Raw genomic sequence first — 14,539 nt, forward strand, 5'->3', positions numbered from 1 at the left:
AATGGTGGTCGTGACCACCTCGCCACACACCGTCGGCGCCACGGCGCGGCTGCTCGGTGTCACCACCCGCACCCTGCATCACTGGGATGCGATCGGGTTGGTCTGCCCGTCGGAGCGCAGCCCCGGCGGGTACCGGCTCTACAGCGCGGCCGAGGTGGCGCGCGCCCACCGTGTGCTGGTCTACCGCGAACTCGGCGTACCCCTCGACGACATCGCGGGCCTGCTGGACGCACGGACCGCCGACGCTCTCAGCACCCTGCGCGAGCAGCGCGCCGAACTCGAGGCCCGCATCCATCGGCTACGCGGGATGGCCGATGCGGTGGATCGGCTGATCGAGGCACGCGAGTCGGGCATCCTGCTCCCCGCCGAGGACCAGGTCGCGATCTTCGGCGACGGATGGGAACCGGCGTGGGTCGAGCAGGCCCGCGACCGCTGGGGCGAGACCCCGCAGTGGGCGCAGTACGCCGAACGCGTCGCCGACCGCACGCCCGAGGACTGGCGCAAGATCTCCGACGACCTGTCCGCCCTGCACACCGACCTCGCCGCGGCGCTGCGCCACGGTGTCACACCGGGCAGCCCGGAAGCCGCCACCCTCGCCGAACGCCACCGCGACTCCCTCGCGGTCTATTTCGACTGCACCCACGCCATGCACGTCTGCCTGGCCCGCACCTACCGCACCGATCCCGGCTACACCGGCTTCTACGACTCCCTCGCACCCGGCCTGACCCGCTGGCTGTGCGCCGTCATCGACGCCAACGCCCGAGCCAACGGCATCGACCCAGCCACCGCGACCTGGAGTTGACTGCCGTCTTCACAGGGCGGTGTGTTCAATTCGCGAGGACGACCAGACCGGCGCCTATCAGCGCCACCAGTGCGATCACGTCGGCACGGGCCACCCGAAGGGTTCGAGCGTTGAGTTCGCCCGGCCCGATCACCACGGTGAGCACGAGAAACTTAGCGGTGCTGACGATTGCGGCCGTGAGCGTGACAGTCCTGGCGGCAGGAACCACAGCGCCGATGATCAATCCGAACCCCACCGTCGCGAGCAACACCGCGCGATGACGCAGGAGAAGCTCCAGATCCTTGTCTGTGACCTCGGTGCCATAGGCGATGCTCGCCCGTCGCGGCGACAACGCGACCACACCCGGCACGATGTGCAGAATTCCGACGCCGACCAGCAGCGTCGCGACGATGCCTGCGCCCACCTTGCGCTCCTCCGTTTCGCCTACCTGAAGTCGTGCAAGCATGTCCGGTACTGGCGGACGACCACTTCCGTAAACGTGTCGTATTCCGGCGGACGGCTTCGGCCGTGGCGCGCAGTTTCGTCGAGAACGCGCGTCACGAGCCCTATGCGGTGGTCACCCAGACCTGATAGCGACCGGAATCCCCCGGAGCCTCGGCCGCGCGCAGACCGGTCTCGACCAGGTGATAACCGAGCCTGCGAGGCACTGCCGCGCTGCGGACATTGGCCGCGTCGCAACGGATTTCGACGCGCTCGATGTGGGGGAGCGCGAGAGCGGCGGCGGTGAGCGCGCGCGCCGCCCGCGTGATCACGCCGCGACCGGTATGGGCGACGTGACACCAATACCCGATTTCCAGTGCTCCGGCCGCCACCCGGTCGTGCAGCCCGATACCACCGGCGACTTCGCCTGGCGCAGCGAAGATTCCGTACAGATACCCGCCGCCCGGAGTCGGCCACCGTGTACTCGAGATCTCGATGGAAAGCCGCTGATCCTCCCGCGTGGGTGGTTCCGCCGCCCACGCCATCCACCGGTGCAGGTGCTCGTGCGAATCGATGAGCGCGGCCAACCGGCTGTCAACGTCCTCCAGTCGCCACCGGCGCACGACCAGATCACCCATGTCGATACGCTCCGGCGGCGTCGCCGCGACGTCGATTCCCATAGTCGATAATCGCCGGACCCGGAGCGCCACGTCAAAGCGTTTTCGCCGAGGTCAGGAGAGGCGGTGGAGGATTCCGAGGGCGATATCGGTGGCGGCAGCAGCCATCTGGTCGTCGGGCAGATCCAGATCACCCATCATCGACACACTCCAGCTGATCGCCAGGAGCGCCTGCCGGGCGTAGTAGACATCCAGCGGTGCCCGATCGGGGTCCGTCATGAGGTCGGCGAGCACGCGGAATTGGTAGCGCAGGCCCGCGCCGAACCCGAGATCGCGGAACGCGGGCTGATTCTCGTGCCAGAACCGCACCATATCGCGGCCGAGACTGTGCAGCAGGGCACTGTAGCGGCGCAGAATCTGCTCAGCCCGTTCCTGGCCGGCCGGGGCTTGTTCGGCCCAGCCCACGATGTCGTCGATGCCGCGTCGCAGGTCGTCGGAGAGGCTGACGACGATGTCTTCCTTGGTCCGGAAGTGGTAGTACAGCGCGGCTTTCGTGACACCGAGCCGCTCGGCGATCTCCCGCAGCGAGGTCTTCTCGTAGCCGCGCTCGGCGAACAACTCCATCGCCACAGCGCGGATGCGGTCCTTGGTGTCGCTACGACGTCCGTCCACGGAATTCCTTTGCTTGACGACCGGCTAGGAGGAGCCTACCGTCGCCAGGTATCGGCGTGCGTCTCGTCGACGATCAGGTCGCCGACGCGGTCGCCGCCGGATGCCGCCAGCTCGTCCTGCTCGGCGCCGGTCTGGACACCCGGGCCTATCACCTGGGGCTGCGCGCCGATGTCACCGTGTACGAACTCGACCTTCCCGCGCTGTTCTCCTTCAAAGAAGCTGTACTGCGCGCGACGGGCGCCATACCGACGACCCGCCGGCACATCCTCCCGATCGATCTACGCGAAGCGTGGGCATCACGGTTGCGGGACACAGGCTTTCGGCCCGACCAGCCGACAGTGTGGATCGATGAGGGCGCGCTTCCCTATCTTCCCGCGGCCGATCATCGGCGAGCCGTCGCAACGCTCACGGGCCTCTCGGCGCCGGGCAGCAGATTCGGTCTCAGCCGATTCACCGTCGACGACGACGCACCGCACTACGTCGAACTGCGCAGACTCGTGTCCGGTGACGAGGACGCCGCGGCTCCACTGTCCGACGGCGACCGGCCCGGCCCGCAGTGGCTCGTCGACCACGGATGGCGAACCGAGTTCCGTGCCTGGGACGACATGATCGCTCCGCTCGGACGAGAGGTCGCGGTGCACGACCCACACGTCGGCGTCGTCCACGCCGTGCGGGAGTAGCGCTCCCGCGTGACACGGATAACGGACCGACATGCACCCAGGTCACGCACCACGAAACGCCCTCGCTCGCAGGACTTTCGGCGCCGCTGTGATCGTCGGCGCAGCAGTGCGCCGCGGTGGCCGGTCGTGGCCGTGCTCACAGGCGGCCCTACCTGGTCAAAGGGGGCGGCGGGCGCTGATAGGCTGACGGGCGAGTGAGACATCCTTTAACGGACCGTCCGGTGAGGCGGGGAAGGAGGTCGGCATGGCTGTGCCCGAACGGGCGGCCAAAACCGGCGTGAGCGAGCGTGCGAGCGAACCAACAACGCAGCGCGCATCGCGCACCTGGCCGCCGAGCGCCAGCGAGGTGGACTGGTGAGCGAAACATCGCAGCGGCACACCCCGGAATGGGTGGCGGCCGGGCGGGAGCTGTTGTCGCCGTCGGATGTGCAACGCACCGTAGCGCGCATCGCGCACCAGATCATCGAGAAGACCGCCCTGGATTCCGGCGACGCCGACGCACCGCGGGTGGTTCTCATGGGAATCCCTACGCGCGGCACCACCCTGGCCAACCGGCTGGCGGACAAGATCGAGGAGTTCTCCGGCGTCCGGCCGGCGCTCGGCTCGCTCGACATCACCCTCTACCGCGACGACCTGCGCAGCCGTCCGCACCGTCCGCTGGAACGCACCTCGGTGCCCGACGGCGGCATCGAGAACGCCCTCGTCGTCCTCGTCGACGACGTGCTGTTCTCCGGGCGCACCGTCCGCAGCGCCCTCGACGGCCTGCGCGACCTCGGTCGCCCCCGCGCCGTGCAGCTGGCGGTCCTCATCGACCGAGGACACCGCGAACTGCCGATCCGCGCCGACTACGTGGGCAAGAACGTGCCGACCTCGCGCGCCGAGGACATCTCGGTCCTGCTCACCGAACACGACGGCCACGACGGCGTCTACCTGCATCAGGAGGCGAAATGAAGCACCTGCTGACCGTCGCCGACCTGGATCGCGCCGCCGCCACCGAACTGCTCGACGAAGCCGAACGCTTCGAACAGGCCCTGCTCGGCCGCGAAGTGAAGAAGCTGCCGACCCTGCGCGGGCGCACCGTGATGACGGTGTTCTACGAGAACTCCACCCGCACCCGCGTCTCCTTCGAGGTCGCCGGTAAGTGGATGAGCGCCGACGTGATCAATGTGAGCGCGTCGAGTTCGTCGGTCTCCAAGGGCGAATCGCTGCGCGACACCGCGCTCACCCTGCACGCGGCGGGCGCCGACGCGCTGATCGTGCGCCACCCCGCCTCGGGCGCGGCGCACCAGATCGCGCGCTGGATGGAACAGTGGGCCCGCGAGGAGAACCGGCAGGCCCCGTCGATCATCAACGCGGGCGACGGTACCCACCAGCACCCCACCCAGGCGCTGCTCGACGCGCTGACCCTGCGTCAGCGCCTCGGCGACATCGAGGGCAAGCGGGTGGTGCTGGTCGGCGACATCCTGCACAGCCGGGTCGCCCGGTCCAACGTCGTGCTGCTCAACACTCTCGGCGCCGAAGTGGTGCTGGTCGCGCCGCGCACGCTGCTGCCGGTCGGGGTCGACGCCTGGCCCTGCCGGGTCGCGACTTCCCTCGATGCCGAACTGCCCGGCGCCGACGCGGTGATGATGCTGCGCGTGCAGGCGGAGCGGATGAACGGCGGGTTCTTCCCGTCGGCCCGCGAATACTCGATCAACTACGGATTGTCCGAGCGCAGGCTCGCGCTGCTCGACGACGACGCGGTGGTCCTGCACCCCGGTCCGATGCTGCGCGGCATGGAAATCGCCTCGGCCGTCGCGGACTCACCGAAAGCCGCTGTGCTGCAGCAGGTTTCCAATGGTGTGCACATGCGGATGGCCGTGCTGTTCCGGCTGCTCGTCGGCCAGGAGGAAACGGTATGACAGAGCTGCTCATCAAGAACGTCAAGCCCTACGGTGAGGGTGAAGCGGTCGACGTGCTCGTGCGCGGCACCGTCATCGCCGAGATCGGTTCCGGTCTCACGGCCGCCGACGACGCCGAGATCATCGAGGGCAACGGCCAGATCCTGCTGCCCGGCTTCGTCGACCTGCACACCCACCTGCGCGAACCCGGCCGCGAAGACACCGAGACCATCGAAACCGGTTCCGCCGCGGCCGCTCTCGGCGGGTATACCGCCGTGTTCGCCATGGCCAACACCAGTCCGGTCGCGGATTCGCATGTCATCACCGATCACGTGTGGCGACGCGGCCAGGAGGTCGGCCTGGTCGATGTGTTCCCCGTCGGCGCGGTGACGGTCGGCCTGGAAGGCAAGCAGCTCGCGGAGATGGGCACCATGGCCGCCGGTGTCGGCCAGGTCCGGATGTTCTCCGACGACGGGCACTGCGTCTACGACCCGCTCATCATGCGGCGCGCGCTCGAGTACGCGAATTCGCTCGGTGTCCTGATCGCCCAGCATGCCGAGGAGCCGCGCCTGACCAAGGGCGCCGTCGCGCACGAGGGTCCGAACGCCGCCCGGCTCGGTCTGGCCGGCTGGCCGCGGGCCGCCGAGGAGTCGATCGTCGCGCGTGACGCCCTGCTCGCTCGCGACGCCGGTGCCCGCGTGCACATCTGCCACGCCTCCACCGCGGGCACCGTCGAGCTGGTGAAATGGGCCAAGTCCCAGGGGATCTCGATCACCGCCGAGGTGACCCCGCACCACCTGCTGCTCGACGACTCGCGCCTCGAGACCTACGACGCGGTCAACAAGGTGAATCCGCCGCTGCGCGAGGCCTCCGACGCCGCCGCGCTGCGTCAGGCCCTGGCCGACGGAATCATCGACTGTGTCGCCACCGATCACGCCCCGCACGCCGAACAGGACAAGTGCTGCGAGTTCGCGGTGGCGCGCCCCGGCATGCTCGGCCTCGAGACGGCCCTGTCGATCATCGTGCAGACGATGGTGCAGCCGGGTCTGCTCGACTGGCGCGGTGTCGCGAAGGTGATGAGCGAGAAGCCCGCCGCGATCGTCGGACTCGACGACCACGGCCGCCCGATCGCCGTCGGCGAACCCGCCAACCTCACACTCATCGACCCCGACGCCGAGTGGACGGTGCGCGGCGCCGAACTGGCGAGCATCTCGAACAACACGCCGTTCGAGGACATGACGTTCCCGGCCGAGGTCACAGCCACCGTGCTGCGCGGCCGGGTAACTGCCCGCGAGGGCAAGGCGGTCGGGATCTAGGGAGGCCAGGACGTGGAGAGAACGCTGTGGGTAGTCGGGCTGCTGGCGGTATTCGTACTGTGCCTGTGGCTGATGTACCGGGCCTGGCAGAAGAAAGCCGCGAGCCAGCAGTCGCAGATCGGTGACCTGCCGACCGTGCCCGCCGAACTGGGTGCGCAACTGCTGGAGCCGACCACCGGTCTGTACCTGGGCAGCACCTTCGCACCCAGCTGGCAGAACCGGATCGCGGTCGGTGACCTGGGGTTCCGCGCGACCGCCGAACTGACGCGGTTCGAACGCGGGATCCTGCTCGAACGTGACGGGGCGACGCCGATCTGGATTCCGCAGGAATCCGTGACGGCCGTGCGCACCGAGCGCGGACACGCGGGCAAAGTGATGACGGACAATGGTGTGCTGGTAATTCGCTGGACACTGCCGACCGGAACCGAGATCGATACCGGATTCCGGGGCGACGACAAGACGGTGTACCCGGCATGGACCGCGGATGCGACCAGGGTGACGACGGGAGACGAGACGAATGACGAAAGTTAAGGCAGCCCTTGTGCTGGAGGACGGCCGCGTGTTCCGCGGTACGGCCTTCGGCGCCGAGGGGCAGACCCTGGGTGAAGCGGTGTTCTGCACCGCGATGACCGGGTACCAGGAGACCCTCACCGATCCCAGCTACGACCGCCAGATCGTGGTGGCCACCGCCCCGCAGATCGGCAACACGGGCTGGAACGACGAGGACGACGAGTCCGGCAAGATCTGGGTCGCCGGCTACGCCGTGCGCGACCCCTCGACGATCTCGTCGAACTGGCGCGCCACCGGCACGCTGCAGGATCAGCTCGACAAGCAGAACGTGGTCGGCATCGCAGGCATCGACACCCGCGCGGTCGTGCGCCACCTGCGCACCCGCGGGTCGATGAAGGCGGGCATCTTCTCCGGTGCCGCCCTCGCCGGCGACGAGGAACTGCTCGCCCGCGTGAACGGTCAGCCGTCCATGCTCGGCGCGGACCTGGCCGAAGAGGTCAGCACCGACGGCATGTACACCATCGAGCCGGTGGGCGACCACCGCTTCACCGTCGTCGCGGTCGACCTCGGCATCAAGACCAACACCCCGCGCATGTTCGCCGAGCGCGGTGTGCGCACCCACGTGGTGCCGTCGAACACCTCCCTCGACGACATCCTCGCGCTGAACCCCAACGGTGTGTTCCTCTCGAACGGCCCCGGCGACCCGGCCACCCAGACCGGCGCGATCGCGCTCACCCAGGGTGTGCTCGAGCGCGGAATCCCGCTGTTCGGCATCTGCTTCGGCAACCAGATCCTGGGCCGGGCACTGGGCCGCGAGACCTACAAGATGAAGTTCGGCCACCGGGGTATCAACATCCCGGTCGTCGAAGCGGGCACCGGCCGCATCTCCATCACCGCGCAGAACCACGGCTTCGCCCTGGAGGGCGAGAAGGGCGAGCAGTTCGACACGCCCTTCGGCAAGGCCGAGGTCTCCCACGTCTGCGCCAACGACGGCACCGTCGAGGGTGTGCGACTGATCGACGGTCGCGCCTTCTCGGTGCAGTACCACCCCGAGGCCGCCGCAGGCCCGCACGACGCCGCATATCTGTTCGACCGTTTCGCCGGTCTCATGGAAGGAGCCTGATGCCTCGCCGCGAGGATCTGAAGCACATCCTGGTGATCGGCTCTGGCCCGATCGTGATCGGCCAGGCGTGCGAATTCGACTACTCCGGTACCCAGGCGTGCCGGGTGCTGCGGTCCGAGGGACTGCGCGTGTCGCTGGTGAACTCCAACCCGGCGACCATCATGACCGACCCCGAGTTCGCCGACTCCACCTACGTGGAGCCGATCACCCCGGAATTCGTCGAGAAGGTCATCGAGAAGGAACGCCCCGACGCGATCCTGGCCACCCTCGGCGGGCAGACCGCGCTCAACACCGCGGTCGCGCTGCACGAGAACGGGGTGCTGGCCAAGTACAACGTCGAGCTGATCGGCGCCGACTTCGACGCCATCCAGCGCGGCGAGGACCGGCAGAAGTTCAAGGACATCGTCGCCAAGGTCGGCGGTGAGAGTGCCCGCAGCGCCGTCTGTTACACGATGGACGAGGTGCGCGCCACCGTCGCCGAACTCGGCTACCCGGTGGTCGTTCGCCCCTCTTTCACCATGGGTGGCCTCGGCTCGGGCATGGCCTACAACGAGCAAGACCTCGACCGCATCGCCGGTGGCGGCCTGTCGGCCTCGCCGACGGCGAACGTCCTGATCGAGGAGTCCATCCTCGGCTGGAAGGAATTCGAGCTCGAGCTCATGCGCGACGGCCGCGACAACGTGGTCATCGTCTGCTCGATCGAGAACGTCGACCCGATGGGCGTGCACACGGGCGACTCGATGACCGTCGCCCCCGCGATGACGCTCACCGACCGCGAGTACCAGAAGATGCGCGATCTGGGTATCGCCATCCTGCGTGAGGTCGGCGTCGACACCGGCGGCTGCAACATCCAGTTCGCGGTGGACCCGAAGGACGGTCGCCTGATCGTCATCGAGATGAACCCCCGCGTCTCGCGCTCCTCGGCGCTGGCGTCGAAGGCCACCGGCTTCCCGATCGCCAAGATCGCCGCCAAGCTGGCCATCGGCTATACCCTCGACGAGATCGTCAACGACATCACCGGCGAGACCCCGGCCTGCTTCGAGCCGACCCTGGACTACGTCGTCGTGAAGGCGCCGCGGTTCGCGTTCGAGAAGTTCCCCGGCGCCGACGCCACGCTGACCACCACCATGAAGTCGGTGGGCGAGGCGATGTCGATGGGCCGCAACTTCTCCGAGGCGCTCGGCAAGGTGCTGCGCTCGCTCGAGACCAAGGCGGCCAGCTTCTGGACCGCCGAGGACGGGCAGTGGGCGACCAAGGATCCCAGCGATCCGGCCTCGGTGCGTGAGGCCATCGACGCCATCCTCGCCGACCTGCGCGTGCCTACCGAAGGCCGCATCTACCAGGTGGAACGGGCCTTGCGCTACGGCGCCTCGATCGAGGAAGTCGCCGCCGCCTCCGGTGTGGACCCCTGGTTCGTCGCCGAGGTCGCCGCCCTGGTCGAGCTGCGCCAAAAGGTGCTCGACGCGCCCGTTCTCGACGAAGACCTGCTGCGTCAGGCCAAGCACTACGGCCTGTCGGACCGCCAGCTCGCCGCCCTGCGACCCGAGCTCGCCGGTGAAGCGGGCGTGCGCTCGCTGCGTCACCGCCTCGGTGTGCGTCCGGTGTACAAGACCGTCGACACCTGCGCCGCCGAGTTCGAGGCCAAGACCCCGTACCACTACAGCTCCTACGAGCTGGATCCCGGCGCGGAGTCCGAGGTCGCGCCGCAGCGTGAGCGCGACAAGGTCATCATCCTCGGCTCCGGCCCGAACCGCATCGGTCAGGGCATCGAGTTCGACTACTCGTGTGTCCATGCGGCGCAGACACTCTCGGCCGCCGGGTACGAGACCGTGATGGTCAACTGCAACCCCGAGACCGTCTCCACCGACTACGACACCGCCGACCGCCTCTACTTCGAGCCGCTGACCTTCGAAGACGTGCTCGAGGTGTACCACGCGGAGTCGGAATCGGGCACCGTCGCCGGTGTCATCGTGCAGCTCGGCGGCCAGACCCCCCTCGGTCTGGCGCAGCGGCTCACCGATGCCGGTGTCCCGGTGGTCGGCACGTCCGCGGCCGCGATCGACCTGGCCGAGGACCGCGGCGAGTTCGGTGACGTGCTCGTCGCCGCCGGCCTGCCCGCCCCCAAGTACGGCACCGCCACCACGGTCGAGCAGGCCAAGAAGATCGCCGCCGAGATCGGCTACCCGGTGCTGGTCCGCCCGTCCTACGTGCTCGGCGGGCGCGGCATGGAGATCGTCTACGACGAGAAGTCGCTCGAGGGTTACATCTCCCGCGCCACCGAACTCAACCCGGACCACCCGGTGCTTGTCGACCGGTTCCTGGAAGACGCCATCGAGATCGACGTCGACGCCCTGTGCGACGGCGAGGAGGTCTACCTCGGCGGCGTGATGGAACACATCGAGGAAGCGGGCATCCACTCCGGTGACTCCGCCTGCGCGCTGCCCCCGATCACCTTGGGCCGCAGTGACATCGAGGCCGTGCGCCGCTCCACCGTCGCGCTGGCAAAGGGCATCGGCGTGAAGGGCCTGCTCAATGTGCAGTACGCCCTCAAGGACGACGTGCTCTACGTCCTCGAGGCCAACCCGCGCGCCAGCCGGACGGTCCCGTTCGTGTCCAAGGCCACCGCGGTGCCGCTGGCCAAGGCGTGCGCCCGGGTGATGCTCGGCGCCACCATCGCCGAGCTACGCAAGGAAGGCATGCTGCCGCCCGAGGGCGACGGCGGTCACGTGCCGCTCGACGCGCCGGTCGCGGTGAAGGAAGCCGTGCTGCCCTTCCACCGGTTCCGTCGCGCCGACGGCTCCGGCGTGGACTCGCTGCTCTCCCCGGAGATGAAGTCCACCGGCGAGGTGATGGGCATCGACGCCGACTTCGGCACCGCCTTCGCCAAGAGCCAGGCCGCCGCCTACGGCTCGTTGCCCACCGAGGGCACGGTGTTCGTGTCGGTCGCCAACCGCGACAAGCGCGCCATGGTGTTCCCGATCAAGCGCCTGCACGACTTCGGCTTCCGTATCCTCGCCACGGCGGGCACTGCGGAAACCCTGCGTCGCAACGGCATTCCGTGCGAACAGGTGCGCAAGCACTCCGACCCGGCGACCACCGATCCGGTCACCGGAATGCCGGAGGCCTCCATCGTGGAGCAGATCCGCGACGGCGAGATCGACATCGTGTTCAACACCCCCTACGGCAACTCGGGCCCCCGGGTGGACGGCTACGAGATCCGCACCGCCGCGGTGGGCGCGAACATCCCGTGCATCACCACCGTGCAGGGCGCGGCGGCCGCGGTGCAGGGCATCGAGGCGGGCATCAACGGTGGTCTCGGGGTGCGTTCGCTGCAGGAACTGCACTCGAAACTGCGTGGCTGACATGGCATTCGGTCACCGGTTGCAGCACGCCATGCGGCAGTTCGGTCCGGTGTGCGTCGGCATCGACCCCCACCCCGCCCTGCTGCGGGCGTGGGGGCTCACCGAGGACGTCGACGGGCTCGAGGCGTTCGCCGAGATCTGTGTCGAGGCCTTCGACGGTCGCGTCGCCCTGGTGAAGCCGCAGGTCGCGTTCTTCGAGACCTACGGCTCCGGCGGCATCGCGGTCCTGGAACGCACCATCTCGGTGCTGCGCGCCTCGGGCACCCTGGTGCTCGCCGACGCCAAGCGGGGCGACATCGGCTCCACCATGGACGCCTACGCGCACGCCTGGCTCGGTGACGGGCCGCTCGGTTCCGACGCAGTGACGGTCTCGCCGTACCTCGGTTTCGGGTCGCTCGACCCGGCACTTAGCCTGGCCGAGGCCAACAATCGTGGCGTGTTCGTCCTGGCGGCGACCTCGAATCCCGAAGGGGCGCAGCTGCAGCGGATCACCGCGGCCGACGGGCGAACGATCGCGCAGACGATGGTCGACGAGGCCGCCGCACGCAACACGGGCGACGGATTCGGCTCCGTCGGTGTGGTCGTCGGCGCCACGCTCACCGAGGCGCCCGACCTGTCGAAGTTCAACGGGCCCATCCTCATGCCGGGAGTGGGCGCCCAGGGCGGGGGAGCGGACTCGATCCGCGCGCTCGTCCCCGGGGCGAACCTGTCGGCGGTGGTCCCGAATGTGTCGCGTGAGGTGCTCAACGCGGGCCCGTCGGTGACGGCGCTGTGCGACAAGACCGCTCAGCTGCAGGAGGAGTTCGCCTTCCTGCAGGCCTGATATCTGCTGTGACGGAGCCGGAGTGGCGTGCGAGCCGCTCCGGCTCCGTTGTCGTACCCCGTAAGGGTGCCGAAATGGCCTCTGGCGCAATTGTTTTCGAGTTCCGGGTGGTCCGGGTGGATCGACACGCTCAGGTGGCGACGAGGGCGTTCCTGGCCCGCCACCAACCGAACGCGCCGACCCCGACCGGGACGAGCAAGGTGACGAACCCCGACAGCGGTTGGTAGATCAGCCCGCACGCCGTCACCAGCGCCAGCGTGCCGAGCACCGGCGCGGGCACGAACCCGTGCGCGCGCTCCAGGTCGATCATGGCCAAGCCGAGGCCGACGCCGACCACGCCGAACAGGGTGAACCAGAACGACAGCTCCGTGTCCTGATCGCCCGCCGCCAGCAGTGCGATGCCCATGACCGTGTGCACCCCCGCGATGAAGATCAACGACGCTCCGGCGAGCCGACCCCCCACTAGGCTGACGCGGTGGCAAGACCCCGTCTCTTCACCGACGATCAGGTGCTCGACGCCGCCCGTGACCTGCTTGCCGACCCGGCGGTCGCCCGGCCGTCGATCGCCGCCATCGGCAAGGCCGCGAGCGTGCACTCCGGCTCCATCTACGTGCGTTTCGCCTCACGTGACGAACTCCTCGCCCGGTTGTGGCTGCGTTCGATCCGGCGCTTCCACGAGGGTTTCGTTTCGTCGCCGCGCTGCGCGGGCCGCAGCCGCTGCTGTCGGCGGCCGTCTTCCTGCCTCGCTACTGCCGTGAGCACCCCACCGAGGCCAGGGCGATGAAGATGTTCCATCGGGAAGAATTGCTCGATGTGGGGCCCGAGGAGTTGCGGACAGCGATCGCGGGCGTCAACGACGAGATGCAGGCCGCGCTGCTGGCCGCCGTATCGACCGAATTCGGGGTAGTCGACGACGAGTCCCGGGCGATCGCCGAAGCGGCGGTGAAGGCGATTCCGTACGGATTGGTTCGCGATTACATCGCCCGAGCCGCCCCGATTCCGGGCTGGATCGACGACGTGACCGCGACCGCCGCGGGAGCCGTGCTGGACCGGTTTCGCGCCCGCAAGTGACGACACGCGGTACGAAAACGTGCGACACGCGCACAAATTCGGGAAAGTCGCTGGTCGCGCCGCACCGGGTTTGCCGGACCGGCCGACCGTGCTCACGCTACCCGGTGGCTAACATCGCCCAAAACGGTATAACCGCAGGTCCAGACGTGTTTACGAAATTCGGCGGTACGATCGGATGGCGGGAATCCGACCTCGCCGCATCATGCCCGCGCGCGCCATACGGCATCCGTAATCCGCCCCTGACCTGGGGGTCGGGTTCGCAATCGGCGGGCACCGTGGGTACGGTCGCACAGACCGTCCGGGTAACCGGCGGTAGATCTAGCAATGAACGATGAGACGGAGGAACCCGTGGCCCTTCCCCAGCTGACTGACGAGCAGCGCGCCGCTGCTCTGGAGAAGGCGGCTGCCGCTCGCCGCGCTCGGGCAGAGCTCAAGGAGCGCCTGAAGCGAGGCGGCACCAACCTGAAGCAGGTCCTCACCGACGCCGAATCCGACGAGATCCTCGGCAAGATGAAGGTGTCGGCGCTGCTCGAGGCTCTGCCGAAGGTGGGCAAGGTCAAGGCCGCCGAGATCATGACCGAGCTGGAGATCGCCCCCACCCGGCGTCTCCGTGGCCTGGGCGACCGTCAGCGCAAGGCGCTGCTGGCTCGCTTCGACTTCGACTCCTGATCCAGGTGGTCGAACAACACACGCGGAAGGGCCGACTGGTTGTACTGGTCGGCCCCTCGGCCGTCGGCAAGTCCACGGTCGTGCGGTGCGTGCGGGAACGTCTGCCCGAGCTGGTTTTCAGCGTCTCGGCCACCACCAGGGCCCCGCGCCCCGGCGAGGTCGACGGACGCGACTACCGCTTCGTTTCCCGAGCCGATTTCGACGCCATGATCGAGGCGGGCGAACTGCTCGAATGGGCGGACATCCATGGGGGGTTGCAGCGATCGGGCACCCCCGCGGCGCCGGTGCGTGAGGCGCTGGACGCCGGACGATCGGTACTGCTCGAAGTCGACCTGGCCGGTGCGCGGTCGGTCCGGCAGGCGATGCCGGAAGCGCTGCTGGTGTTTCTCGCCCCGCCGAGCTGGGAAGAACTGGTCTCGCGGCTGCGTTCACGCGGTACCGAGACCCCCGAGGTGATCGAGCGCAGGCTCGAGACCGCCCGGGTCGAATTGGCCGCACGTGACGAGTTCGACACGGTCATTGTGAACGCCGAGGTGACGACCGCCTGCGAGCAGTTGGTATCCTTGTTCGTTAGCACAAATTCGAGTTCTTGAC

General features: G+C 68.5%; 17 protein-coding genes. 13 read left to right on the plus strand and 4 right to left on the minus strand.

What is annotated here, in order from left to right:
* Position 1: 1 nt before the first annotated feature.
* A complete protein-coding gene (locus NI2_RS22055) occupies positions 2–802 on the plus strand; it encodes a MerR family transcriptional regulator (RefSeq protein ID WP_067493598.1) in 801 nt (266 codons plus the stop codon).
* 25 nt (positions 803–827) lie between these two features.
* On the opposite strand, the gene NI2_RS22060 is transcribed toward NI2_RS22055, so the two are convergent.
* The 3 genes from NI2_RS22060 to NI2_RS22070 form a co-directional block, all read right to left on the minus strand.
* Positions 828–1,205: a hypothetical protein gene (locus NI2_RS22060; RefSeq protein WP_133733776.1), complete on the minus strand. Its 378-nt coding sequence runs from the start codon at positions 1,203–1,205 to the stop codon at positions 828–830.
* A 142-nt stretch (positions 1,206–1,347) separates the two neighbouring features.
* A complete protein-coding gene (locus NI2_RS22065) occupies positions 1,348–1,902 on the minus strand; it encodes a GNAT family N-acetyltransferase (protein ID WP_084476604.1) in 555 nt (184 codons plus the stop codon).
* Between the two features lie 51 nt (positions 1,903–1,953).
* Positions 1,954–2,511 carry a TetR/AcrR family transcriptional regulator gene (locus NI2_RS22070; RefSeq protein WP_067493602.1) on the minus strand — a complete coding sequence of 186 codons (558 nt, stop codon included), beginning with the start codon at positions 2,509–2,511 and terminating at the stop codon, positions 1,954–1,956.
* A gap of 56 nt (positions 2,512–2,567) precedes the next feature.
* On the opposite strand from NI2_RS22070, the gene NI2_RS22075 reads away from it, so the two are divergent.
* From NI2_RS22075 to pyrF, 8 genes are all read left to right on the plus strand, one after another.
* The gene (locus NI2_RS22075; RefSeq protein WP_243749683.1) at positions 2,568–3,191 is read left to right on the plus strand and encodes an SAM-dependent methyltransferase; all 624 of its coding nucleotides are present in this window, start codon (positions 2,568–2,570) and stop codon (positions 3,189–3,191) included.
* A 354-nt stretch (positions 3,192–3,545) separates the two neighbouring features.
* Entirely contained in the window at positions 3,546–4,142 is a 597-nt protein-coding gene (gene pyrR, locus NI2_RS22080) for a bifunctional pyr operon transcriptional regulator/uracil phosphoribosyltransferase PyrR (protein ID WP_084476606.1), read from the plus strand.
* The gene (locus NI2_RS22085) at positions 4,139–5,092 is read left to right on the plus strand and encodes an aspartate carbamoyltransferase catalytic subunit (protein ID WP_067493606.1); all 954 of its coding nucleotides are present in this window, start codon (positions 4,139–4,141) and stop codon (positions 5,090–5,092) included. Before pyrR ends, NI2_RS22085 begins: the two co-directional genes overlap by 4 nt.
* Complete coding sequence (locus NI2_RS22090; protein WP_067493608.1) at positions 5,089–6,387, plus strand: dihydroorotase; 1,299 nt, start codon at positions 5,089–5,091, stop codon at positions 6,385–6,387. The genes NI2_RS22085 and NI2_RS22090 overlap by 4 nt, the downstream gene beginning before the upstream one ends.
* A 12-nt stretch (positions 6,388–6,399) precedes the next feature.
* Positions 6,400–6,918 carry a PH-like domain-containing protein gene (locus NI2_RS22095; RefSeq protein ID WP_067493611.1) on the plus strand — a complete coding sequence of 173 codons (519 nt, stop codon included), beginning with the start codon at positions 6,400–6,402 and terminating at the stop codon, positions 6,916–6,918.
* Positions 6,905–8,020: a glutamine-hydrolyzing carbamoyl-phosphate synthase small subunit gene (gene carA, locus NI2_RS22100; protein ID WP_067493613.1), complete on the plus strand. Its 1,116-nt coding sequence runs from the start codon at positions 6,905–6,907 to the stop codon at positions 8,018–8,020. The genes NI2_RS22095 and carA overlap by 14 nt, the downstream gene beginning before the upstream one ends.
* Positions 8,020–11,382, plus strand: a complete 3,363-nt coding sequence (carB, locus tag NI2_RS22105; protein WP_067493615.1) for a carbamoyl-phosphate synthase large subunit — start codon at positions 8,020–8,022, stop codon at positions 11,380–11,382. Before carA ends, carB begins: the two co-directional genes overlap by 1 nt.
* A 1-nt stretch (position 11,383) precedes the next feature.
* Positions 11,384–12,205 (plus strand): orotidine-5'-phosphate decarboxylase, encoded by an 822-nt coding sequence (pyrF, locus tag NI2_RS22110; protein ID WP_067493617.1) that lies wholly within the window; start codon positions 11,384–11,386, stop codon positions 12,203–12,205.
* Between the two features lie 130 nt (positions 12,206–12,335).
* On the opposite strand, the gene NI2_RS22115 is transcribed toward pyrF, so the two are convergent.
* Positions 12,336–12,800, minus strand: coding sequence for a DUF6463 family protein (locus NI2_RS22115; RefSeq protein ID WP_307657816.1), 465 nt, complete (start codon positions 12,798–12,800; stop codon positions 12,336–12,338).
* On the opposite strand from NI2_RS22115, the gene NI2_RS35260 reads away from it, so the two are divergent.
* The 4 genes from NI2_RS35260 (at position 12,681) to gmk (ending at position 14,538) form a co-directional block, all read left to right on the plus strand.
* Entirely contained in the window at positions 12,681–12,989 is a 309-nt protein-coding gene (locus NI2_RS35260; protein ID WP_243749682.1) for a TetR/AcrR family transcriptional regulator, read from the plus strand. The two genes, NI2_RS22115 and NI2_RS35260, sit on opposite strands and share 120 nt — an antisense overlap.
* Positions 12,986–13,276, plus strand: coding sequence for a hypothetical protein (locus NI2_RS35265; protein ID WP_243749681.1), 291 nt, complete (start codon positions 12,986–12,988; stop codon positions 13,274–13,276). Before NI2_RS35260 ends, NI2_RS35265 begins: the two co-directional genes overlap by 4 nt.
* Before the next feature lie 348 nt (positions 13,277–13,624).
* A complete protein-coding gene (mihF, locus tag NI2_RS22125; RefSeq protein ID WP_030203531.1) occupies positions 13,625–13,945 on the plus strand; it encodes an integration host factor, actinobacterial type in 321 nt (106 codons plus the stop codon).
* Complete coding sequence (gmk, locus tag NI2_RS22130; protein ID WP_084476607.1) at positions 13,945–14,538, plus strand: guanylate kinase; 594 nt, start codon at positions 13,945–13,947, stop codon at positions 14,536–14,538. Before mihF ends, gmk begins: the two co-directional genes overlap by 1 nt.
* Position 14,539: the final 1 nt, after the last annotated feature.

Source organism: Nocardia ignorata NBRC 108230 (genome assembly GCF_001612905.1).
Taxonomy (GTDB): Bacteria; Actinomycetota; Actinomycetes; order Mycobacteriales; family Mycobacteriaceae; genus Nocardia; species Nocardia ignorata.